The 15,781-nt window shown below is 68.5% G+C and carries 16 protein-coding genes; 4 read left to right on the forward strand and 12 right to left on the reverse strand.

The annotated features are described in order from the left end of the window. The first annotated feature begins 34 nt into the window (after nucleotides 1–34). Complete coding sequence (locus tag RAH40_RS19735) at nucleotides 35–505, forward strand: thioredoxin family protein (RefSeq protein WP_306599341.1); 471 nt, start codon at nucleotides 35–37, stop codon at nucleotides 503–505. Here the strand turns inward: RAH40_RS19735 and RAH40_RS19740 are convergent. From RAH40_RS19740 to RAH40_RS19750, 3 genes are all read right to left on the reverse strand, one after another. Continuing rightward, nucleotides 502–1,701, reverse strand: coding sequence for a hypothetical protein (locus RAH40_RS19740; protein WP_306599342.1), 1,200 nt, complete (start codon nucleotides 1,699–1,701; stop codon nucleotides 502–504). The genes RAH40_RS19735 and RAH40_RS19740 overlap by 4 nt on opposite strands. A gap of 9 nt (nucleotides 1,702–1,710) precedes the next feature. Beyond that, complete coding sequence (locus tag RAH40_RS19745; protein WP_306599343.1) at nucleotides 1,711–2,877, reverse strand: cytochrome-c peroxidase; 1,167 nt, start codon at nucleotides 2,875–2,877, stop codon at nucleotides 1,711–1,713. Between the two features lie 125 nt (nucleotides 2,878–3,002). Next, a complete protein-coding gene (locus RAH40_RS19750; RefSeq protein ID WP_306599344.1) occupies nucleotides 3,003–4,373 on the reverse strand; it encodes an aminopeptidase C in 1,371 nt (456 codons plus the stop codon). A 79-nt stretch (nucleotides 4,374–4,452) separates the two neighbouring features. Here RAH40_RS19750 and RAH40_RS19755 point away from each other — a divergent pair, with 79 nt between their 5' ends. Together RAH40_RS19755 and RAH40_RS19760 are read left to right on the forward strand one after the other, a co-directional pair. Further along, nucleotides 4,453–5,322 (forward strand): 1,4-dihydroxy-2-naphthoate polyprenyltransferase, encoded by an 870-nt coding sequence (locus RAH40_RS19755; protein ID WP_306599345.1) that lies wholly within the window; start codon nucleotides 4,453–4,455, stop codon nucleotides 5,320–5,322. A gap of 158 nt (nucleotides 5,323–5,480) precedes the next feature. Next, on the forward strand, nucleotides 5,481–7,772 hold the full coding sequence (locus RAH40_RS19760) for an ankyrin repeat domain-containing protein (RefSeq protein ID WP_306599346.1): 2,292 nt from the start codon (nucleotides 5,481–5,483) through the stop codon (nucleotides 7,770–7,772). 327 nt (nucleotides 7,773–8,099) lie between these two features. Here the strand turns inward: RAH40_RS19760 and RAH40_RS19765 are convergent, their stop codons facing one another. Beyond that, a complete protein-coding gene (locus RAH40_RS19765; protein WP_306599347.1) occupies nucleotides 8,100–8,603 on the reverse strand; it encodes a protease complex subunit PrcB family protein in 504 nt (167 codons plus the stop codon). 561 nt (nucleotides 8,604–9,164) lie between these two features. Between RAH40_RS19765 and RAH40_RS23095 the strand changes: the two genes are divergently transcribed. Further along, nucleotides 9,165–9,299, forward strand: coding sequence for a family 20 glycosylhydrolase (locus RAH40_RS23095; RefSeq protein WP_373432535.1), 135 nt, complete (start codon nucleotides 9,165–9,167; stop codon nucleotides 9,297–9,299). A 7-nt stretch (nucleotides 9,300–9,306) separates the two neighbouring features. On the opposite strand, the gene RAH40_RS19770 is transcribed toward RAH40_RS23095, so the two are convergent. The 8 genes from RAH40_RS19770 to RAH40_RS19805 all read right to left on the reverse strand — a co-directional run bounded on the left by RAH40_RS19770 (nucleotide 9,307) and on the right by RAH40_RS19805 (nucleotide 15,677). Next, nucleotides 9,307–10,581, reverse strand: a complete 1,275-nt coding sequence (locus tag RAH40_RS19770; RefSeq protein ID WP_306599348.1) for a triphosphoribosyl-dephospho-CoA synthase — start codon at nucleotides 10,579–10,581, stop codon at nucleotides 9,307–9,309. Continuing rightward, on the reverse strand, nucleotides 10,574–12,112 hold the full coding sequence (gene citF, locus RAH40_RS19775; RefSeq protein WP_306599349.1) for a citrate lyase subunit alpha: 1,539 nt from the start codon (nucleotides 12,110–12,112) through the stop codon (nucleotides 10,574–10,576). Before citF ends, RAH40_RS19770 begins: the two co-directional genes overlap by 8 nt. Further along, the gene (locus RAH40_RS19780; protein WP_306599350.1) at nucleotides 12,099–13,010 is read right to left on the reverse strand and encodes a CoA ester lyase; all 912 of its coding nucleotides are present in this window, start codon (nucleotides 13,008–13,010) and stop codon (nucleotides 12,099–12,101) included. The genes citF and RAH40_RS19780 overlap by 14 nt, the downstream gene beginning before the upstream one ends. 7 nt (nucleotides 13,011–13,017) lie before the next feature. Then, entirely contained in the window at nucleotides 13,018–13,488 is a 471-nt protein-coding gene (locus RAH40_RS19785) for a PPC domain-containing DNA-binding protein (protein WP_306599351.1), read from the reverse strand. A gap of 2 nt (nucleotides 13,489–13,490) precedes the next feature. Further along, on the reverse strand, nucleotides 13,491–13,754 hold the full coding sequence (gene citD / locus RAH40_RS19790; protein ID WP_306599352.1) for a citrate lyase acyl carrier protein: 264 nt from the start codon (nucleotides 13,752–13,754) through the stop codon (nucleotides 13,491–13,493). Between the two features lie 3 nt (nucleotides 13,755–13,757). After that, nucleotides 13,758–14,741, reverse strand: coding sequence for a [citrate (pro-3S)-lyase] ligase (locus RAH40_RS19795; protein WP_306599353.1), 984 nt, complete (start codon nucleotides 14,739–14,741; stop codon nucleotides 13,758–13,760). 93 nt (nucleotides 14,742–14,834) lie between these two features. Beyond that, entirely contained in the window at nucleotides 14,835–15,227 is a 393-nt protein-coding gene (gene mscL / locus RAH40_RS19800; protein WP_306599354.1) for a large conductance mechanosensitive channel protein MscL, read from the reverse strand. 39 nt (nucleotides 15,228–15,266) lie between these two features. Next, nucleotides 15,267–15,677, reverse strand: a complete 411-nt coding sequence (locus tag RAH40_RS19805; protein WP_306599355.1) for a hypothetical protein — start codon at nucleotides 15,675–15,677, stop codon at nucleotides 15,267–15,269. Between the last annotated feature and the right edge of the window lie 104 nt (nucleotides 15,678–15,781).

The following is a 15,781-nucleotide window of genomic DNA, read 5'->3' on the forward strand; positions in this document are numbered from 1 at the left end:
TACTTCGTTATACTGGGTATCCAGGAGTGCCACGATGCGAGCCTTCACCCTTTCCCTGCTTCTCTGCGCCACCCTCGCGCCCCTCGCGGCCCGGGCCCCCGAGAAGGCCGTGCTGAAGACCGGCCCCTTCGATCCCGCCCGGGACAGCTTCAAGGACCTGGACCTCGCCAAGGCCGAGGCCCGGAAGACCGGCCGCCGCATCATCCTGGACGTGGGCGGCAACTGGTGCCCCTGGTGCCATCTGCTCCACGGCTTCTGGGAGGCCCAGAAGGACGTGAAGGAGCTGCGGGACAAGAACTTCGTCTTCGTGCTCGTCAACTACAGCAAGGAGGCGAAGAACGAGGCGTTCCTGGCCCAGTTCCCCAAGGTGCCGGCCTACCCCCACCTCTTCGTGCTGGATGCCGACGGGAAGGTGCTGCACTCCCAGGACACCGGCGTGTTCGAGGAAGGCAAGGGGTACAGCCGGGAGAAGGTGACGGCCTTCCTCAAGGCCTGGAAGCCCTAGAAGGCCCACCCCAGGCCCAGGTTCACCCGGTTCTGCGCGGTGTCGTTCCTGAAGCGCCGCAGGTCGGCCTTGAGCACCACGTGGGGGTTCAGGTTGAAGTTGAAGCCCGCGGTCCAGATCCTCTCGGACGGGGCGGGCGCCGGCGTGAGGGAGGCGGGGGCCAGGGCCTCGAAGGCCGCGGCGGTGTTCACGGACTCGTAGCGCACGAAGGGGGCCAGGGCGTAGGAGCCCGAGGACCACGCATGCCACGCGGCCTGGCCGAACCAGCCCTCGAAGCGGCTGGGCACCAGGGTGGGGTTGCCCACGCGGGTCTGGTTGAACGCAGCGGTGTCGGCCACGGTGCCCCGGGCGTAGACGGCGCTCAGGTCGAAGGGCCCCGGGGTCCAGCGGGCGTGGACGTCCCAGAGGGTGGCGGCCATGGCCGGCATGTCGGGCTGGCCCTGGGCGCCCTTGGCGTGGAACCAGGAACCCCCCAGGAGGAGGCCCGGCACGCCCCGCCAGTTCACCGCCGCGAAGGCCGCGAGGTCGTGGGAGCGCGCCCCGCTCAGCTCCTGGTGCACCGCGCCCAGGGGCGACTCGGCGCCCTCCGTGCTGGCGGCGTCCCACTTGGAGAAGTCGAACCCGGTGGAGACGCCGGCCTGGAGCACGATGCCGTTCTCGAAGGAGCCCACCACCTGGAGGCCCCCCTCGCGCCAGGTGCTGGGGATGATGGCGGTCTCCACCGCGTTGCGCTCCACGCCGTAGAAGGCGGTGGGCTCGTGGCGCTCGTTGAGCAGGCCCGCGGGCACCAGGAAGAGTCCGCCCCGCAGGGACCACGTGGGGGAGAGGCGGTGCTGGATGTAGGCCTGTTCGATCTCCACCTCGCCCTTGTCGTCGGAGGAGCTCACGGCGTGCTCCACTTCCAGCTCCGTGACCAGCTCGGTGCGGTCGTCGAAGCGGTGGGTGAGGGCGAGCACGAAGCGGCGCAGGTCGGCGGTGTCCCTGGAGCCGTCCTTGGAGAAGTGGGAGAACTGGATCTCGCCGTAGCCCCCCAGGACGGTGTCCGAGGCGGGGCGGGCGGAGAGTTCGCCCTTCATGCGCTCGAGCTCGCGGGACAGGGCGTCCACGCGCTTGGCGAGGTCCTCGGGGGGGGCCTGGGCGCGCAGGGCCGAAAGGGCGAGGCAGGCGGTGAGCAGGGAAAGGCGCAGGGATTTCAAGGGGGCTCCTTAGCGGGTGTAGCCGTCGGTGAGGGTCTTCAGGAAGGCGACGACGTCGTCGACCTCGGCGTCGGTGAGGGCCGGCGCCTGGCCGGGCAGGCGGTTATAGGGGACTTCGGTGACGTTGACGTTCCCGTGGTACTTCGATGGCAGATCGTCGAACTTCATCACCGTGCCGTCGGGCGCCACCGGGTAGTATTTCTCCGGGTTGGTGTCCCGCTGCACGTAGAACGTCACCGCGTCCTTGAGCGAGGTGAAGCGCCCGTTGTGGAAGAGGACCCGGCGCAGGGCCACGTTGCGCAGGCTGGGCACCTTGAAGGCCCCGTAGAGGTCCGGCCGGTCGATGTCCGCGCGGGCGCCCAGGCCCAGGTCGAAGAACTCGGGATCGGCGTTGGCCGACAGCGCCGGGTTGCGGGGGACGCCCAGCACGTCGTAGGTGAAGTCCGTGAACAGGGGCTGGTCGCCCGACGAGGGGTGGCAGGCGGCGCAGTTGCCCTTCCGGGGGTCGTTGAAGAGGGCCAGCCCCCGGGCCTCCGCATCGGACAGGCGGACACTGCCCCGCAGGAAGGCGTCGTACTTGCTGGAGAACGGCTGGAATTCCGCGTCCTCCCGCTGGTACTGCTGGAGGGCCAGGGTCATGCAGCGGTAGGCCTGTTCGGGGTCCGAGAAGATGGCGTCTCCGTAGACCGCCCGGAAGGACGCGGCGTAGGGCGCGGCCGCCAGCTTGGCCACCACCGCCGCCTTGCTGGGCATGGCCATCTCCACCGGATTGAGGAAGGGGCCGCCCGCCTGGGCCGCCAGGGATTCCGCGCGGCCGTCCCAGAAGAACCCGCCCGTGGGCGTGCCCTCGGAGTCGTAGTGGAAGGCCGTGTTCCCGGCCAGGTAGCGGATGGAGGGGGACTGCCGCGTGCCCTGCAGGTTCATGGCCGGGCCGCCCAGCTGGGCGGGCAGGTCGTTGTCCGCCCCATGGGCCGCTTCGGCCACGTGGCAGGTGGCGCAGGACTGCAGCCCCGAGGCGGAAAGCGAGGTGTCCTTGAAGATCTGCTCGCCCAGGCTGGCGGCCGGGGAGAGACCGCCGGCGTCCGCCGGCTTCACGGCGCTGCCGCAGGCCAGGGCCAGGGCCAAGGCGAGCCCGGCCCCCGGCAGGAGGCAGAGGTTTCGTGTTCGGGCAGACATGCTACCTCCCGGTCTTCCGGTTGCGGGTTGGACGTTCAGGTGTCAGAACGTCATGGTAATGAGAACGAGACTAATTCTCAATTAAGAACCATGAATTGTCAACACCCTTTTTGGATGTCCGTTCGCTACTCGACGTTGAGGGCGGACATCATGGGATCCCAGGGCGGCAGCAGCTCCGCCTGGGTGCCGAAGACGTCCAGCACGGCCTTGGGCACCACGGAGCGGGGCACCACCACCACCTGCACGAAGTGGTCGAACCAGCCGTCCATCATGGTGTAGTAGCCCTTCTTGCCGCCCTTGTCGCCCCAGGAGTTCTCCACCAGCCACTTCACCGGCTTGCCGTCCGCCATGTCCACGCCCGTGAAGACCATGTTGTGGTTGGGCACGCTGCGCCGGCTCTCGAAGCACTCCCGCCGGTCCATGGCGAAGTCCATGCCGTAGAGGGAGGTGAAGTCGCGCACGCCGGGCATGAGCAGGCCTTCCTCGCGCTGCATGTCCTGGCTCACGTCGGCGCCGAACCACACCAGGCGGTCGGAGAGGACGCAGGTCTTGGCCGCCTCCTTCAGGACCTCCAGGGGGCAGTTCACGAAGAACATGTTGGGGGCGTCCAGGAGGGCGCGGTCCAGGTCGATCTCGTACTTCTTCTGGTAGGCCAGGGTGGGGATGGAATAGAGGGCCACGAAGTCGTCCAGGTCGGCGCCGATGGCCGTCTTGTAGAAGTCCTTGGGAGTCCAGGCCTTGAGGGGGGTCACCTGCTTGTCCTTGGCGACGTGGCGCCAGGTGAACTTCGACGGAGGGACGCCCAGGTGCATGGCCAGGATGCGGTACACGTCCTTCATGGCCTGCAGCTTGAGGGCCTCCACGGCGGCGGCGTCCTTGGCCGCGCGGATCCGCACGCCCGCCACCTTCAGGCGCAGGAACAGCACCTGGTTCATGGCCGCGGAATTGGACGAGCTGAAGGTCTCGGGCATCACGTCCTTGGGCACGACCCCGTACTTCTTCACCAGGTCCACGAAGCCCTGCCAGTTGCCGCCCTCCTGCACGGGGCTGCCCAGGAGGAACTCCACGCGCCGGTCCGTGTGGGCCGCCCCCCGGGTGCGGGCGATGGCGTCCAGGAAGAGGTTGGCCTTCTCCAGCTTGTCGTAGAAGAAGAGGTAGTTCTGGCTCAGCTCGAGGTTGTCGCAGCCCAGCCTTGAGGCGCCCGTGCGCCGGAACATGTTCAGGGCGGAGAACATCCAGCAGCGGCCGCTGGCCATCTGGTTGGCCACGGGCTCGTCGGCGATGCGCTTGGTGAAGTGCGCGTCCACGGCGGTGATGCGGGACCAGTCCTCGGCCAGCTTGCGGCCGTCGTTCTGGGCCAGGGCGTTCTTCAGGGCGCGGAAGCCGCCGTCCTGGGGACAGGCGGCCGCGAGCTGGTCGAGGCGCTCGGGCGTGAGGGCCTGCGCCAGCAGGGGCGAGGCGGCGATGAGGAGGGGGAGGCAGAGCCGGGCGAACATGTACACTCCTGGGGATGCTCCATTATGACGGTTCCGGGCGCTGGCCCTGCGTCACAATGGAGCCATCCAGGAGGCGGGCATGGCGACAGCGGCACAGTGGGTGGCGGGCGCCCGTCCCTTCACCCTCCCCGCCGCCCTGGCCCCCGTCGCCGCCGGCACCGGGGCCGCGGCGGCGCTGCACGGCGCCGGCGCACTGCGGGCCGCCCTGGCGCTTGCGGTGGCCCTGGCCCTTCAGGTGGGGGTGAACTTCGCCAACGACTATTCCGACGGCATCCGCGGCACGGACGCCAACCGCGTGGGCCCCTTCCGCCTCACCGGCTCCGGGGCCGCGCGTCCCCGCGCCGTGCTGGGGGCGGCCCTGGCCTCCTTCGGCTTCGCCGCCGCCGCGGGGCTGGCGCTGGTGGCCCTGTGCGGGGCCTGGTGGCTCCTGGCCGTGGGCGCCGCGTGCCTTCCCGCCGCATGGTTCTACACCGGGGGGCGCAGGCCCTACGGCTACCGCGGCCTGGGCGAGGTTTTCGTGTTCATCTTCTTCGGCCTGGTGGCGGTGCTGGGCACCACCTGGTCCCAGGCGGGGCGGCTCTCCCTGCCCGCGGTGTGCGCCGCGGTGGGGGTGGGCGCCCTGGCCTGCGCCATCCTGGTGGCGAACAACCTCCGGGACATCCCCACGGACGCGGCTTCCGGGAAGCTGACGCTGGCCGTGAAGCTGGGCGACGCGGGAACGCGCCGGCTCTACGCCGCTCTGGTGGGCGCAGCGGCCCTGGCCCTGGTGCCCGCGGTCCTGGAGCGCCCCTGGGCCGCGCTCACGTTCCTGGTGGCGCCCCTGGCGTTCGGGCCCCTGAAGGCCGTCCTGGGCGGGGCGATGGGGAAGGACCTGCTGCCGGTTCTGCGCCACACGGGGCGCCTGGAGCTGGCGTACGGGTTGCTCCTGGGGTTGTCGCTGTCCCTCTAGGGCCCGCCGGATCCGCGTTCGACCTCGACCCTGGCGGATGCGGTCATCCCGGCTCCCTTCCCGAAAGTATGGCTCCGCCCTGCTCCCGGGCCGGCCCTGGGTTCCGGGGAACCTTTGGGCACCTCCAGGCAATATTAAATATTAATTAGAGGCAGCCCATGCCCAGTCCCCGCCTTGTTCCCATCCTCGCCGCCACCCTGGGCCTGGCCGTGTCCGCCGAGATCCCCGCGGAGCAGGCCCTGGGCATCTACGGCCAGACGGCTCCCGCCCACCGGGAACTCTCCCCCCTCTGGGGCATGGTTTCCCTCAAGTCAGGCCTGCTCCGGAACCTGCGCCTGTACGGGGCCTACGGCCCGGCGCCCCTGGCGGAACTTCCCCGGCACCCCGGCCTCCATGGGGCCAATGACCATCCCCAGGATGCGGTGGCAGGGGTGATCCAGTACCTTTTCCCTTCCCCGGACGGCGTCAATTTCGTGCCCAACCAGCGCACGAAGGATCCCATCGGGGCGCTGTCCAGGGAGCGCGAGAAGGGACTGCCCAGGATCCTGGCGCTCCTGGACGCCATCACGTTCCGCAAGGGCTCCATGGCGGACGCCCGCGGCGCCTCCTCCTCCCGGGCCACCGGCTCCCCCGATGAGGCGGAGCGGGACCTTCGCGCCGACGTGATACGGATCCTGGGGGGCGGTTCCCCCGATCCCGATTCCGGGTACCACCGGATCCTGGGCTCCTTCGCGACGATGCTCGCCCGGGGGGTGCGCCAGGAGGTGGCCGATGGCGGCCGCGCCTACCCTCCCCGGGTGGTGGAGATGGCCCTTCTGGGCTATGCCTGGACGGTGGCCGACCACGTGGATGAACTGTACCGGGCCTTCAGCCCGGGGCTGCTCCTCGGGCCGCCCGAGAGAAGGCCCCAGCCGCCCGCAGGCCAGGCCTACCCCGACGCCCGGTTGCCTGGAGTTCTGGAACGCATGGAGGTGCACCGGGCGGGCGGAGGCGAGCCGGTTCTTCCCGATGAGCTCGCGGTGTTCCTGAACGACCAGCGCACCCAGGGACCCCTTCCCGAACTCGTCAACTACGGCATGGCCCGCCACGGCGAAGCCCGCTATCCGGACTGCGGGGAAACCTCCCTGCGCAATTTCTTCAACATCGCCTTCACCCATGAGGGGGTGTTTTCCGAGGGCCGCTTCGCCGCCTTCCTGCACCGCTTCCCGGCTCCCCCCACGGCAAAGCTGATGGAGCTCCAGGCGTTCTACCGGCGGTTCCCCCGCATCGCCCACCAGACCACCCAGGCGGCCCGGGACGCGTGGAGCGCCATCGTATCGGGCCTCAACCACCCCGGGGATCCCCTGCCCATCGTCTACCGCAACGGCACGCACAACCTGAAGGGCGCAGGCCTCAGGAACATGCTGAACCTCATCGCCCACCTGCTGCCCGATCCGCTCCTCAACGGCCCCTGGCAGGGGGGCCCAGGCCTCGCCCAGGCCACCGGCAAGCTCGATCGCCTGTGCGAGCTGGTGTCGACGGAAGGCCGGACCTTCGCTTGGCAAGCCGTCAAAGGCGGGTGGGAAGGCATGGATTTCGGGACCCTGGACTTCACCCTCAACCGGGAACCGGGCTTCGCATGGACCTTCCGGCCGGGACACTTCGCCATGCATTCCCTGGTGAACCGGAGCCCCGCCTGGGGGCTCCGGCAGATGGAGGTTCCCGCGGATGCCCCCCTGCTGGGGGCCTGGCGCGACCATTTCGTGGGGATCGGGCCGCCCCGGGAGGCATGGCACCTCTTCGCCACGAATCTCGATTCCCCGGACGTGGCCCTCAATGCCATCCAGTCCATCCTGGACGCCCATTCCGGAACCCTGCTGCCCACGATGCTGCTCCTGGTGGAGAAGGTCATCCCCATCGACGCGGATGCCTACGAAGCCCTGGCCGGTGTCCTGCACAACGCCGGGGCGGAGAGGCTGGGCCCCCCCTGGTACCCCATCCCCTTTGTCCGCGCCCTGCCGCAGGAACAGAAGGCGGCCCTTTTCCTGGCGGCCGACATACCCGGCCAGAGTCCGCAGATGGCCCTCTGGGTCCCCTTCTGGATCCAGCACGGTCTCGACCCGTCCACGCGGTTCCTTGGCGGCGTCTCCATCCTGGCCTGGTGCGCCGGGAGCGGTTCGCTCCCCCTGGTCCAGGAGGCCCTTCGGGCGGGTGCGCGGGCGAACGATATGGACGAGAGGGGGCTGACGCCCCTCCTGGGTGTGGTCATGGCCTGGAAGGAAAACCCTGTCTTCTCCACCGACGGGCACGCCCTCGTGCAGGTGCTGCTCGACGCGGGAGCGGATCCCCTGCTGGCCGATGGAGGGGGATACGCTCCGCTGGGCCTGGCCCAGAAGTTGGGGCTGGCCGAATTCGCCGGACAATTCGAGCGGAACTTGATGGAAAAGGCCGAGAGGAAAGGGGCCTTCTGATTACTCCGGGCCCGGCGGAGAACACCCTCCACGTGCGATCGAAGGGGCTGGGCCACCATGGCCACGAGCTCGATTTCCGAGCCCATGACCATGGCGATCCACTCCTGCAGGAACAACTTGGAGGAGCTGGGGTTGGCCTGCTCGTGGGAGTCCTGGAGGGAGGCTCGCATCCGGGGAGGCTTCCGCGGTCTTCAGGTTGGGGTTGCGCAGGGCCTCCAGCATCTCTGCCTGGTGGGCGGTGAGGTTCGAGGGGTTCTTCAGCCAGGCATAGCATGCCTTCTTCAGCTCAGGGTCGGCCGATCGCGGTAGGTTACTCGCCCGTGAGTCCTACCTGGCTGTTCCCGCCAGGTCGGTGGAATCGGGGAGTTGCTGCACCCGCACGACTCCCTTGGGCCGCTCGAAGGCTTGCGCTTCCCAGGGCTGGGTGAGGACCTGCATCTGCAGGCTTCCTGGTTCGGGCGTCAGGACCTGCCAGCGGATAAGCAAATCGTTCCCCTCGGCCACCGGCTCCATGAACCTAATGGAGTAGCCGCCCGTGCCCTTCTCTCCCGCGTACGCCACCACTGCGATGCAGGTGGTGAAATCCAAGGGGGGCGTGTCCCTCCTGAGCTTTCGCCACACGTTGTTCCAGTGCCCGGCATCCAGGACTACTTCCGAGCCCGGAACCCGGTCCCCGCCATGGACATCGCGCCACGCCCTCACTGGGATGGCCTGCTTCGGTTCATTCGGGCCCGGGGTAGCCGCGGCGGCGAGGCTGCAGATCAGGCTGAACCCCGGAAGGGCCGCGATCGCCAATCTTCCGGCCAGGAACAAAGGTGTCACTCTGGACATGTTTTCTCCTTAATATGATTTTATAAAAGCTTTAGATTCAGCCATTCGGCTTGAATCAAGCTGGCATGGTGACGATGTTATCCTAAGGCCGACCAAAACAAAATGGGATTTAACGATAAGTAAATAGTCGATTTTCTTTATAAATTTGGCATTTTCTAAATAGGAAATATTTAATTATTTTCAGGTGACTAAAGGCTTGTTATAGCTCGTTATGCTTTCGCATTTCGCAAAAAGCCTTGTTCGATCCCGCCGGCCATCCCTGGCGCCGAAGGTGCCAGGAGAGGACGCCTCCACACACGCCCGCGATACCCAGGAACCCCAACCCCAAGCCCCTGGCCCCTAACAGGCACTTCTCCACCCCGAACAGGGCCATGGAGATCATGGTGGACCCCGCGAGCCCGTTGAGGAAGGCGGTGGCCAGATCGTTCCGGGGCGCGACCTCGGCGCAGGCGCGCGCCACCGATCCCCACATAAGCGCGCGGGGGCGGATCCTGCGGCAGAAGGCGCGGAGCACGCCGTCCGGCTCGGGGCGGTAAGGAGGGTCACCCCAGCCACGCCATCGTGGAGGCCAGGCAGTTCCTGGGCTCGGAAGGGCTGCTTTGGACGGAGTACGTGGCGACCTCCCGCCACATGGAGTACATGCTCTGGCCGCGGCTTGCGGCACTGGATGTGAACTTCCGTCCCCTGGACGATTGAGGCCCGTTCAGGCCGAGGCCGCGTGGAGGGCCCAGGTGAGCGCCATGCAGTCCGCCACGCCGCCCATGGTCAGGTTGTCCCGGCGGTAGTCCTCGTTCAGGGCCAGCAGGAAGGGCTCGGGATCCCGCCCCATGTCCAGGAGGCCCTGGAGGGCCGCCCCGTCCCGGCGGAGACGCTCGAGGCCCTCCAGCCCGCAGCGGCGGACGGCGGTGGTGTCCTCCACCGTGCGCATCAGCGTGGCCATGAGGCGGAAGCCCGCCAGGCGCGGCTCCAGGCCGGCCTCCAGGGCGTCGCGGTAGGCGGGCCAGCCGTGCTCGAACACTGCGGGCAGGCCCTGCAGGGCCTCGGCCTGGATGCCGCCCAGGCCGTGGCGGGCGCGCAGTTCGGCGCCGATGGTGCCCTGGGGCGGGCAGGCCGAGAAGAACTTCGCGGCCAGGTCCGCGATGGCGCCGCGGAGCTGGGAGATGCGGCCCTTGCACTGGCAGGCCGCCAGCAGCGTAAGGCCGGACAGGAAGATATAGCCCTTGTGGCCGTTGGTGCCGATCTCCCGCAGCATGCGGTCCTCGGCGTCGCGGCCGGCCTGGTTGAGTTCGTTCAGGGGCCGCTGCTCGCCGAAGCGCTCCAGCAGCTCCCCGTAGTAGAGGGGCAGGAGGTCCGCCGATGCCCGCATGGCCTCGAAGGTGAGGTCCGGGTGCGAGCCGCAGTCGCGGCGGTCCACGAGGCCGGGCTTGGGGGTCAGCTCCAGCTCGCGCAGGGCGCCCCGGTGGAGGGTGGCGGCGAGTGTCTCCGGCAGGAGCCGCTGGGGGGTGCTGTGCTCGTGGAGCAGGGCGTCCACCTTGGCCAGGAGCTCGGCGGCGGAGTGGCGCCCGGCCCGGATGCACTCCCGGGCGGGTTCCGCGCAGAGGAGGCAGGGGCGCTGGGGCAGGCCCAGGGAGGCCCGGTCCACCTGCGTGCCGTCGGGGCGGTAGACGTCGATGTCCAGGATCCGGCCGGAGGGGGTAAGGCCCTCCAGGGCCACGGCGGCGGCCTTGACCTGGGCGGGGTCGCCCGCGGAAAACGCGATGTGGAAGGGACCCAGGGCATCGAAACCCGAATGGGCGGCCACGGCCTCCAGACCGTCCAGGGCCCCCTGCGCCAGCCGGGAGAGGCCCGGGCGGTGCTTGGCGGGGCCGGGGACGTTGCAGCTGACGAACAGGATGGAGGCGGCGTCCCCGCACTGGGCCAGGGCCCGGCGGAGCTCGCGCTCCCGTTCGTCGCGGGCGGCGAGGAAGACGCTATTCATGGACCTTCCTGACCACGTCGATGATGGAGCCGTCCCGGTACTCGATGAGCGCCACGACCTCGTCCTCGAACTCGATGGGCCTCGGCTTGCCGGTGACCCGGGTGATCTCCTCGTGGAACTGGCGGATGTCCTTCACCGGGAGGTTGCGGCGCTTGAGTTCGGCCACCAGGTCGGGGTGCTTGCTGGAGACGCAGATGCCGCGCTCGGTGACGATGACGTCCACGGTCTCCCCGGGGGTGGTGACGGTGGTGACGGCGTCCCGCACCACCGGGAGCCGGCCGCGGATGGAGGGGGCCACCACGATGGCGAGCTTGGCGCCCGCGGCCACGTCGCAGTGGCCGCCGGTGTTGTGCAGGAGGTAGCCGCTGGACTCGGTGTTGACGTTGACGTTGAAGTCCACGTCCACCTCGGTGGCGCCCAGGATGACGCAGTCGAGCATGTTGGCCACGCACCCTCGGTTGAAGGGGCTGGCGTAGAGGTCGGCGGAGATCTCACGGTGGCAGGGGTTGCGCCGCATGGAGTCCACGGCCCGGTTGTCGAAGCACTGCACGTCGAAGAGCGTCTCGAAGTAGCCCTCCTCCAGCATGTCGACGAAGTAGCCCGTGATGCCGCCGCAGCCGAAGCTGCCCTTGACCTTGTTCTCGGCCATGAGGCGGCGCACGTTGTCGGCCACGGCCAGGGACGTGCCGCCGGCGCCGGTCTGGAAGGAGAAGCCGTCCTTGAGCAGGCCCGAGGCGTGGATGACCTCGGAGGCGTACTTGGCGATGAGCAGGCCCGCGGGGTCGCGGGTGACGCGGGTGGTGGTGGAGACGATCTTCTTGGGGTCGCCCAGGGACTCGATCTGCACCACGTAGTCCACGTCGGACTGGGAGATGCTGATGGGGGCCGCGGGGTAGCGCACCAGGTTGTCGGTGACGGCCACCACCTTCTTGGCGTAGCGGGCGTCGGTGTAGGCGTAGCCCAGGGAGCCGCAGGCCGACGGCCCGTGCACGCCGTTCATGTTGCCGGTGACGTCGCAGCAGGGGGCCGCGATGAAGGCGGCGTCCACTTCCACCTCGCCCGTGACCAGGGACCGGGCCCGGCCGCCGTGGCTCCGCACGATGATGTCGCACTTCAGCTCGCCCTTGCTCACCATCTGGGCGATGAGGCCGTTGACGCCGGTCTCGATGCGGGTGATGACGCCCTTGCGGATGTAGGGGATGATCTCCGCGTGCACGTCGTGCACGGAGCTGGAGGCGATGCCCATGTCCATGAGACCCATGGCGTCCAGTTCCTTCACCAGCAGGTTCAGCAGCAGGTCGCCGTTGCGCAGGTGGTGGTGGGTGGAGATGTTCATGCCGTCCCGGAGCTCGCACTTCTCCAGCGCGGCCCGCAGGCTGGGCAGGAGCTTGGAGTCGGAGGGGTGGCGGCGCACCAGGGGCCGCGTGGCCCGCAGGACCTCGGGCTTCTTGTTCCAGGGATCGACGTAGGGGTCGAGGGTGCGGCCCCTCCACAGGGCCGGGATCTCCCGTCCGAGGCTATTTTTCGCCATGGATCACCTCGTCGGTCAGGTCAAAGTCGATCATCCCGAAGGCGATGGCCGTCTTCAGGACGCGGGCGGCGCGGGTGACGACGGGCGCGTCGACCATCCTGCCCTTGAGCGAGATCACGCCGGTGCCCATCTCCCGGGCGCGCTTGATGGCGTCCATCACTTCCAGGGCGTGCTCGATCTCCTTGGCCGCGGGGCGGAACACCTCGTGGATGATCTCGATCTGCCTGGGGTTCACCAGGGACTTGCCCGTGAAGCCCAGGCGCTTGATGAGGGCCGTCTCGGCGCGCAGCGCCTCCATGTCGTTGACGTCGGGGAAGATGGTGTCGATGACCTGGAGGCCGGCGGCCTTGGCGGCCCACACGATCTGGGTGCGGGCGGAGAAGAGCTCCTCGCCGGTCTTGGTGCGGTCGATCTCCATGGAGGCCGTGAAGTCCTCGGCGCCGAAGGCCAGGGCCACCAGGCGCGGAGAGCTGACCGCGGTCAGCACGCTGTTGAGCACCCCCTGGGCGCTCTCGATGGAGGGGATGATCTTGAAGTGGCCGATCTCCAGGCCCAGGTGCTCCTCCTGCTCGGTGAGCAGGGTGTCGAGCTTCTCCACCACCTCGGGGTTGTCGGCCTTGGGCAGGCGGATCCCGTCCGGCAGGGCAGGGAGGATCTCCCGCAGGTCGTCCAGCGCGTAGGGCGTGTCCAGCCCGTTGATCCGGACGAACATCTCCTTGTTGCGGTCGGTGTAGGACCGCAGGAAGTTGCGGGCCAGGAGCCTCGCGGCGTCCTTCTCCTGGAGGGGGACGGCGTCCTCCAGGTCGATCATGACGACGTCGGCCTCGAAGACCGGGATGTTCTGCAGCATCCCGGGCATGTTGCCGGGGACGTACAGCAGGGAACGGCGGAGCTTCATGGATCCCCTACCTTTCTTCGAAGAAGAGGGTGTCGACGCCGCTCGAGGTGGAGTGGTAGCGCTCGATGCCCGTCACCAGGTACTCGGCCAGGACGATTTCGCAGGTGGCGAACACCTCGGCGTCCACCAGCTGGCCCCCCACCACCTCGCCGCCGGCCTTGGAGGCCAGGATGTAGAACTGGGCGCCCAGCTTCTTGCCGGCGCCCGGGGCGATGTTGCCCGAGAGCCCCAGCATCTCCAGGGGGCCTTCCACCCGGTGCTTGCGGGTGCGGGGTTCGGTCAGGGGCAGGTGGGCCCCGGTCTGGATGTCCCTGAACTCCACGTCACGCACCGAACCGATGGCCGAGACCATGGACGCGAAGGTGATGTTCTGGGAACTGCAGAACTCCAGGAGGGTGGGGACGATGCGCGCACCCGGCTGGATCTTGATGATGAAGCGCCGGCCTGTGACGCACTCGCGGGACCATACCTTGTCCATGACTACTCCTGGGAAGCTCTGTGAATGGCGGTTTCCACCCGGGCGGCGATGGCGTAGTCCAGGGCGCCGCGGTCCGAGACGCGGACGTGGCCGGCGGCCACGCCCAGCTCCTGCAGGGTCGCCTCGATGCGGGCCCGGATCAGGTGCTCGAACTGCTTCTTCACGGTGGATTCGATGTCGATCTGGAGGGTTTCGGCGGGCTCGACCACGACCATGAGGTCGCTGGACTGCATGGTGCCCGCGGTGGACTTGCGTCGGATCTGCATGGACTAGGCTCCCTGGAGGCGCCCGGCGATGGGCCGGGCTTCGTCGGATCGGAGGAACTGGAGGGTGGAAGGGGGCACCAGGGACGCCAGGGTCCCGAAGTCCCCGGCGGCGAAGGCGGCGCGCACCCGGGTCGCGCTGACCGGGGCGCCGGCGGCCTCGAGGCGGGCCACTTCCGTGACGGCGACGCCGGCGGGGGGCAGGATCTCGGCCATGGCGGCGTTGTAGGCCCGGGTCGCGGGGCAGAGGGGCTCGGTCCCGGCGAAGCGGCGGACGACGTGGAAAGCCGGGGCGATGCGCCGGGCGAAGAGATCCAGGTCCAGGCGCATCTGGGCCTGGGCGGCCTCGTCCTCGCGCTTGAGGAAGTAGGCGGGGAAGGTCCCGGCGGACACCGCGTAGCGGGAGGTCTCCAGGACGGTGACGTTGGGCAGGTGGGCCGTGGCCTCCCGGGCCAGGCGCAGGCGCGCCGCGAAGGGGAAGACGGAGCAGTCCTCGCTCACCACGAAGAGGAGGAGCCGGTCCACCTCCTTCGCGGCCCGTTCCGCCAGGTGGAGGTGGCCCAGGGTGAAGGGGTTGCCGTTGAGGACGATGGCGCCGTTGCGGCCCGGCGCGGCGGGATGGGAGGCCAGGTAGGCCTCCAGGCCCGGCCCGTGCTCCAGGAGCGCCGCCGTGCCGTGGGTGGCCAGGAGCCGGAAGTTCAGGGCCTCGAAGGTCCCGGTGTTCTGGGGCCGGGTGAAGAGGAAGAGGGTCCCGTGGCCCGCCTCCATGCCCGAGAGGACGAGCCGGGTCACCAGGGCGCCCAGGGTGTCCGTGCCCTGGAACTCGGGAGCTATGGCCAGCATCTTGAGGACATAGCCCTTCCTGGCGCCGCATGCCGCGAGGCGCCCGCCGTCGTACCAGCCCACCAGGTCATCCACCCCGGGTTCAAAACGAAGGCCCTGGGACTCGATGAGTTCCCGGGCCTCGCGTTCCGTGGGCTGGTCGAACAAGACGTGCTCCGTGAAGGGTCCGCCCGCAGTATAGGACCGGGGGCCTTTCAACTACCTTACAGTCTTCTATTAGTGAGGACCGTCACGGAGCGGTCAATCGACCTGGCTAGTGCAGAATTTGCAACGTTTGGCTGCGAGGGGAATCGTCTCCAGGCACTCGGGGCAGGTCTTGGTGGAGGGCGCCGCGGGCTCCTCCTTCTTCTTCATGAGGGTGCCCACCAGCTTCACCAGGAAGAGGAAGACGACCCCGGCGATGATGAGGAAGTTCAGGGTCGCGCCCAGCACCACCCCGATGCGCAGCTTGCCCACGGCCCACTGCTCCCAGACCATGTTGGCCGGCAGCACGTAGCTCACCAGCGGCATGACGATGCCGCTCACGAAGGCCTTGACGATCTCCCCGAAGGCGCCGCCGACCACCACGGCCACGGCCAGGTCCACCACGTTTCCCTTGGCCACGAAGGCCTTGAACTCCTGGATGAGGGACATGCTCAGCTCCTTGGTTGGGGCCCGCTCGGCAGGCCGGCTTCAGATGCCTCGAATCAGACGTTCCCGGATTTCGAGTTCCAGTCTATCAAGCAAGCTGCTGTTCACGGGCGCCGCGAAGATCGTATCGTCCCCGGCCAGGGTGCCGGCCAGGGAGGGCAGGCCGGCCTGGTCCAGGGCCAGGGCCATGGCCTGGGCGTACCCAGGGGTGGTCTTGAGGATGAGCAGGGTGGGGGGAACCTTCTGGAGCGTGTAGGGGTGGGAGGGGGGCAGGGCGGGCAGGGCGCGGCGGTAGCGGCCCTCCTCCTTGCGGATGTTCAGCTTCTTCATGTGCCGGGAGAGGGTGGAGAGCGTCAGGTCGAAGCCCTCCCTGCGGAGCAGCTCCAGGAGATCCCCCTGTTCGGTGATTTCCAGGCGGGAGAGATGGCGGAGAATGGCTTCGTCCAAGTTCATGGGGCTAATTTGCATCGATTTGCACAAATTTGCAAGCAGTCTTGTTTAACTCATAATCATAAATTTACAGTCCTGTCGTAGCTTTTTCGCTTGACCCCCCATAC

Origin of the sequence: Geothrix sp. 21YS21S-2 (assembly GCF_030846775.1) — a bacterium.
Classification (GTDB): Bacteria; Acidobacteriota; Holophagae; order Holophagales; family Holophagaceae; genus Mesoterricola.

Excerpts from the sequence above, each read along its gene's own strand:
- RAH40_RS19765 (WP_306599347.1), bottom strand. The coding sequence starts at position 8,603 with ATGTCCAGAGTGACACCTTTGTTCCTGGCCGGAAGATTGGCGATCGCG.
- mscL (WP_306599354.1), bottom strand. The coding sequence starts at position 15,227 with ATGTCCCTCATCCAGGAGTTCAAGGCCTTCGTGGCCAAGGGAAACGTG.
- RAH40_RS19760 (WP_306599346.1), top strand. The coding sequence starts at position 5,481 with ATGCCCAGTCCCCGCCTTGTTCCCATCCTCGCCGCCACCCTGGGCCTG.
- RAH40_RS19755 (WP_306599345.1), top strand. The coding sequence starts at position 4,453 with ATGGCGACAGCGGCACAGTGGGTGGCGGGCGCCCGTCCCTTCACCCTC.
- RAH40_RS19805 (WP_306599355.1), bottom strand. The coding sequence starts at position 15,677 with ATGAACTTGGACGAAGCCATTCTCCGCCATCTCTCCCGCCTGGAAATC.
- RAH40_RS19750 (WP_306599344.1), bottom strand. The coding sequence starts at position 4,373 with ATGTTCGCCCGGCTCTGCCTCCCCCTCCTCATCGCCGCCTCGCCCCTG.
- RAH40_RS19770 (WP_306599348.1), bottom strand. The coding sequence starts at position 10,581 with ATGAATAGCGTCTTCCTCGCCGCCCGCGACGAACGGGAGCGCGAGCTC.
- citD (WP_306599352.1), bottom strand. The coding sequence starts at position 13,754 with ATGCAGATCCGACGCAAGTCCACCGCGGGCACCATGCAGTCCAGCGAC.
- RAH40_RS19735 (WP_306599341.1), top strand. The coding sequence starts at position 35 with ATGCGAGCCTTCACCCTTTCCCTGCTTCTCTGCGCCACCCTCGCGCCC.
- citF (WP_306599349.1), bottom strand. The coding sequence starts at position 12,112 with ATGGCGAAAAATAGCCTCGGACGGGAGATCCCGGCCCTGTGGAGGGGC.
- RAH40_RS19745 (WP_306599343.1), bottom strand. The coding sequence starts at position 2,877 with ATGTCTGCCCGAACACGAAACCTCTGCCTCCTGCCGGGGGCCGGGCTC.
- RAH40_RS19780 (WP_306599350.1), bottom strand. The coding sequence starts at position 13,010 with ATGAAGCTCCGCCGTTCCCTGCTGTACGTCCCCGGCAACATGCCCGGG.
- RAH40_RS19785 (WP_306599351.1), bottom strand. The coding sequence starts at position 13,488 with ATGGACAAGGTATGGTCCCGCGAGTGCGTCACAGGCCGGCGCTTCATC.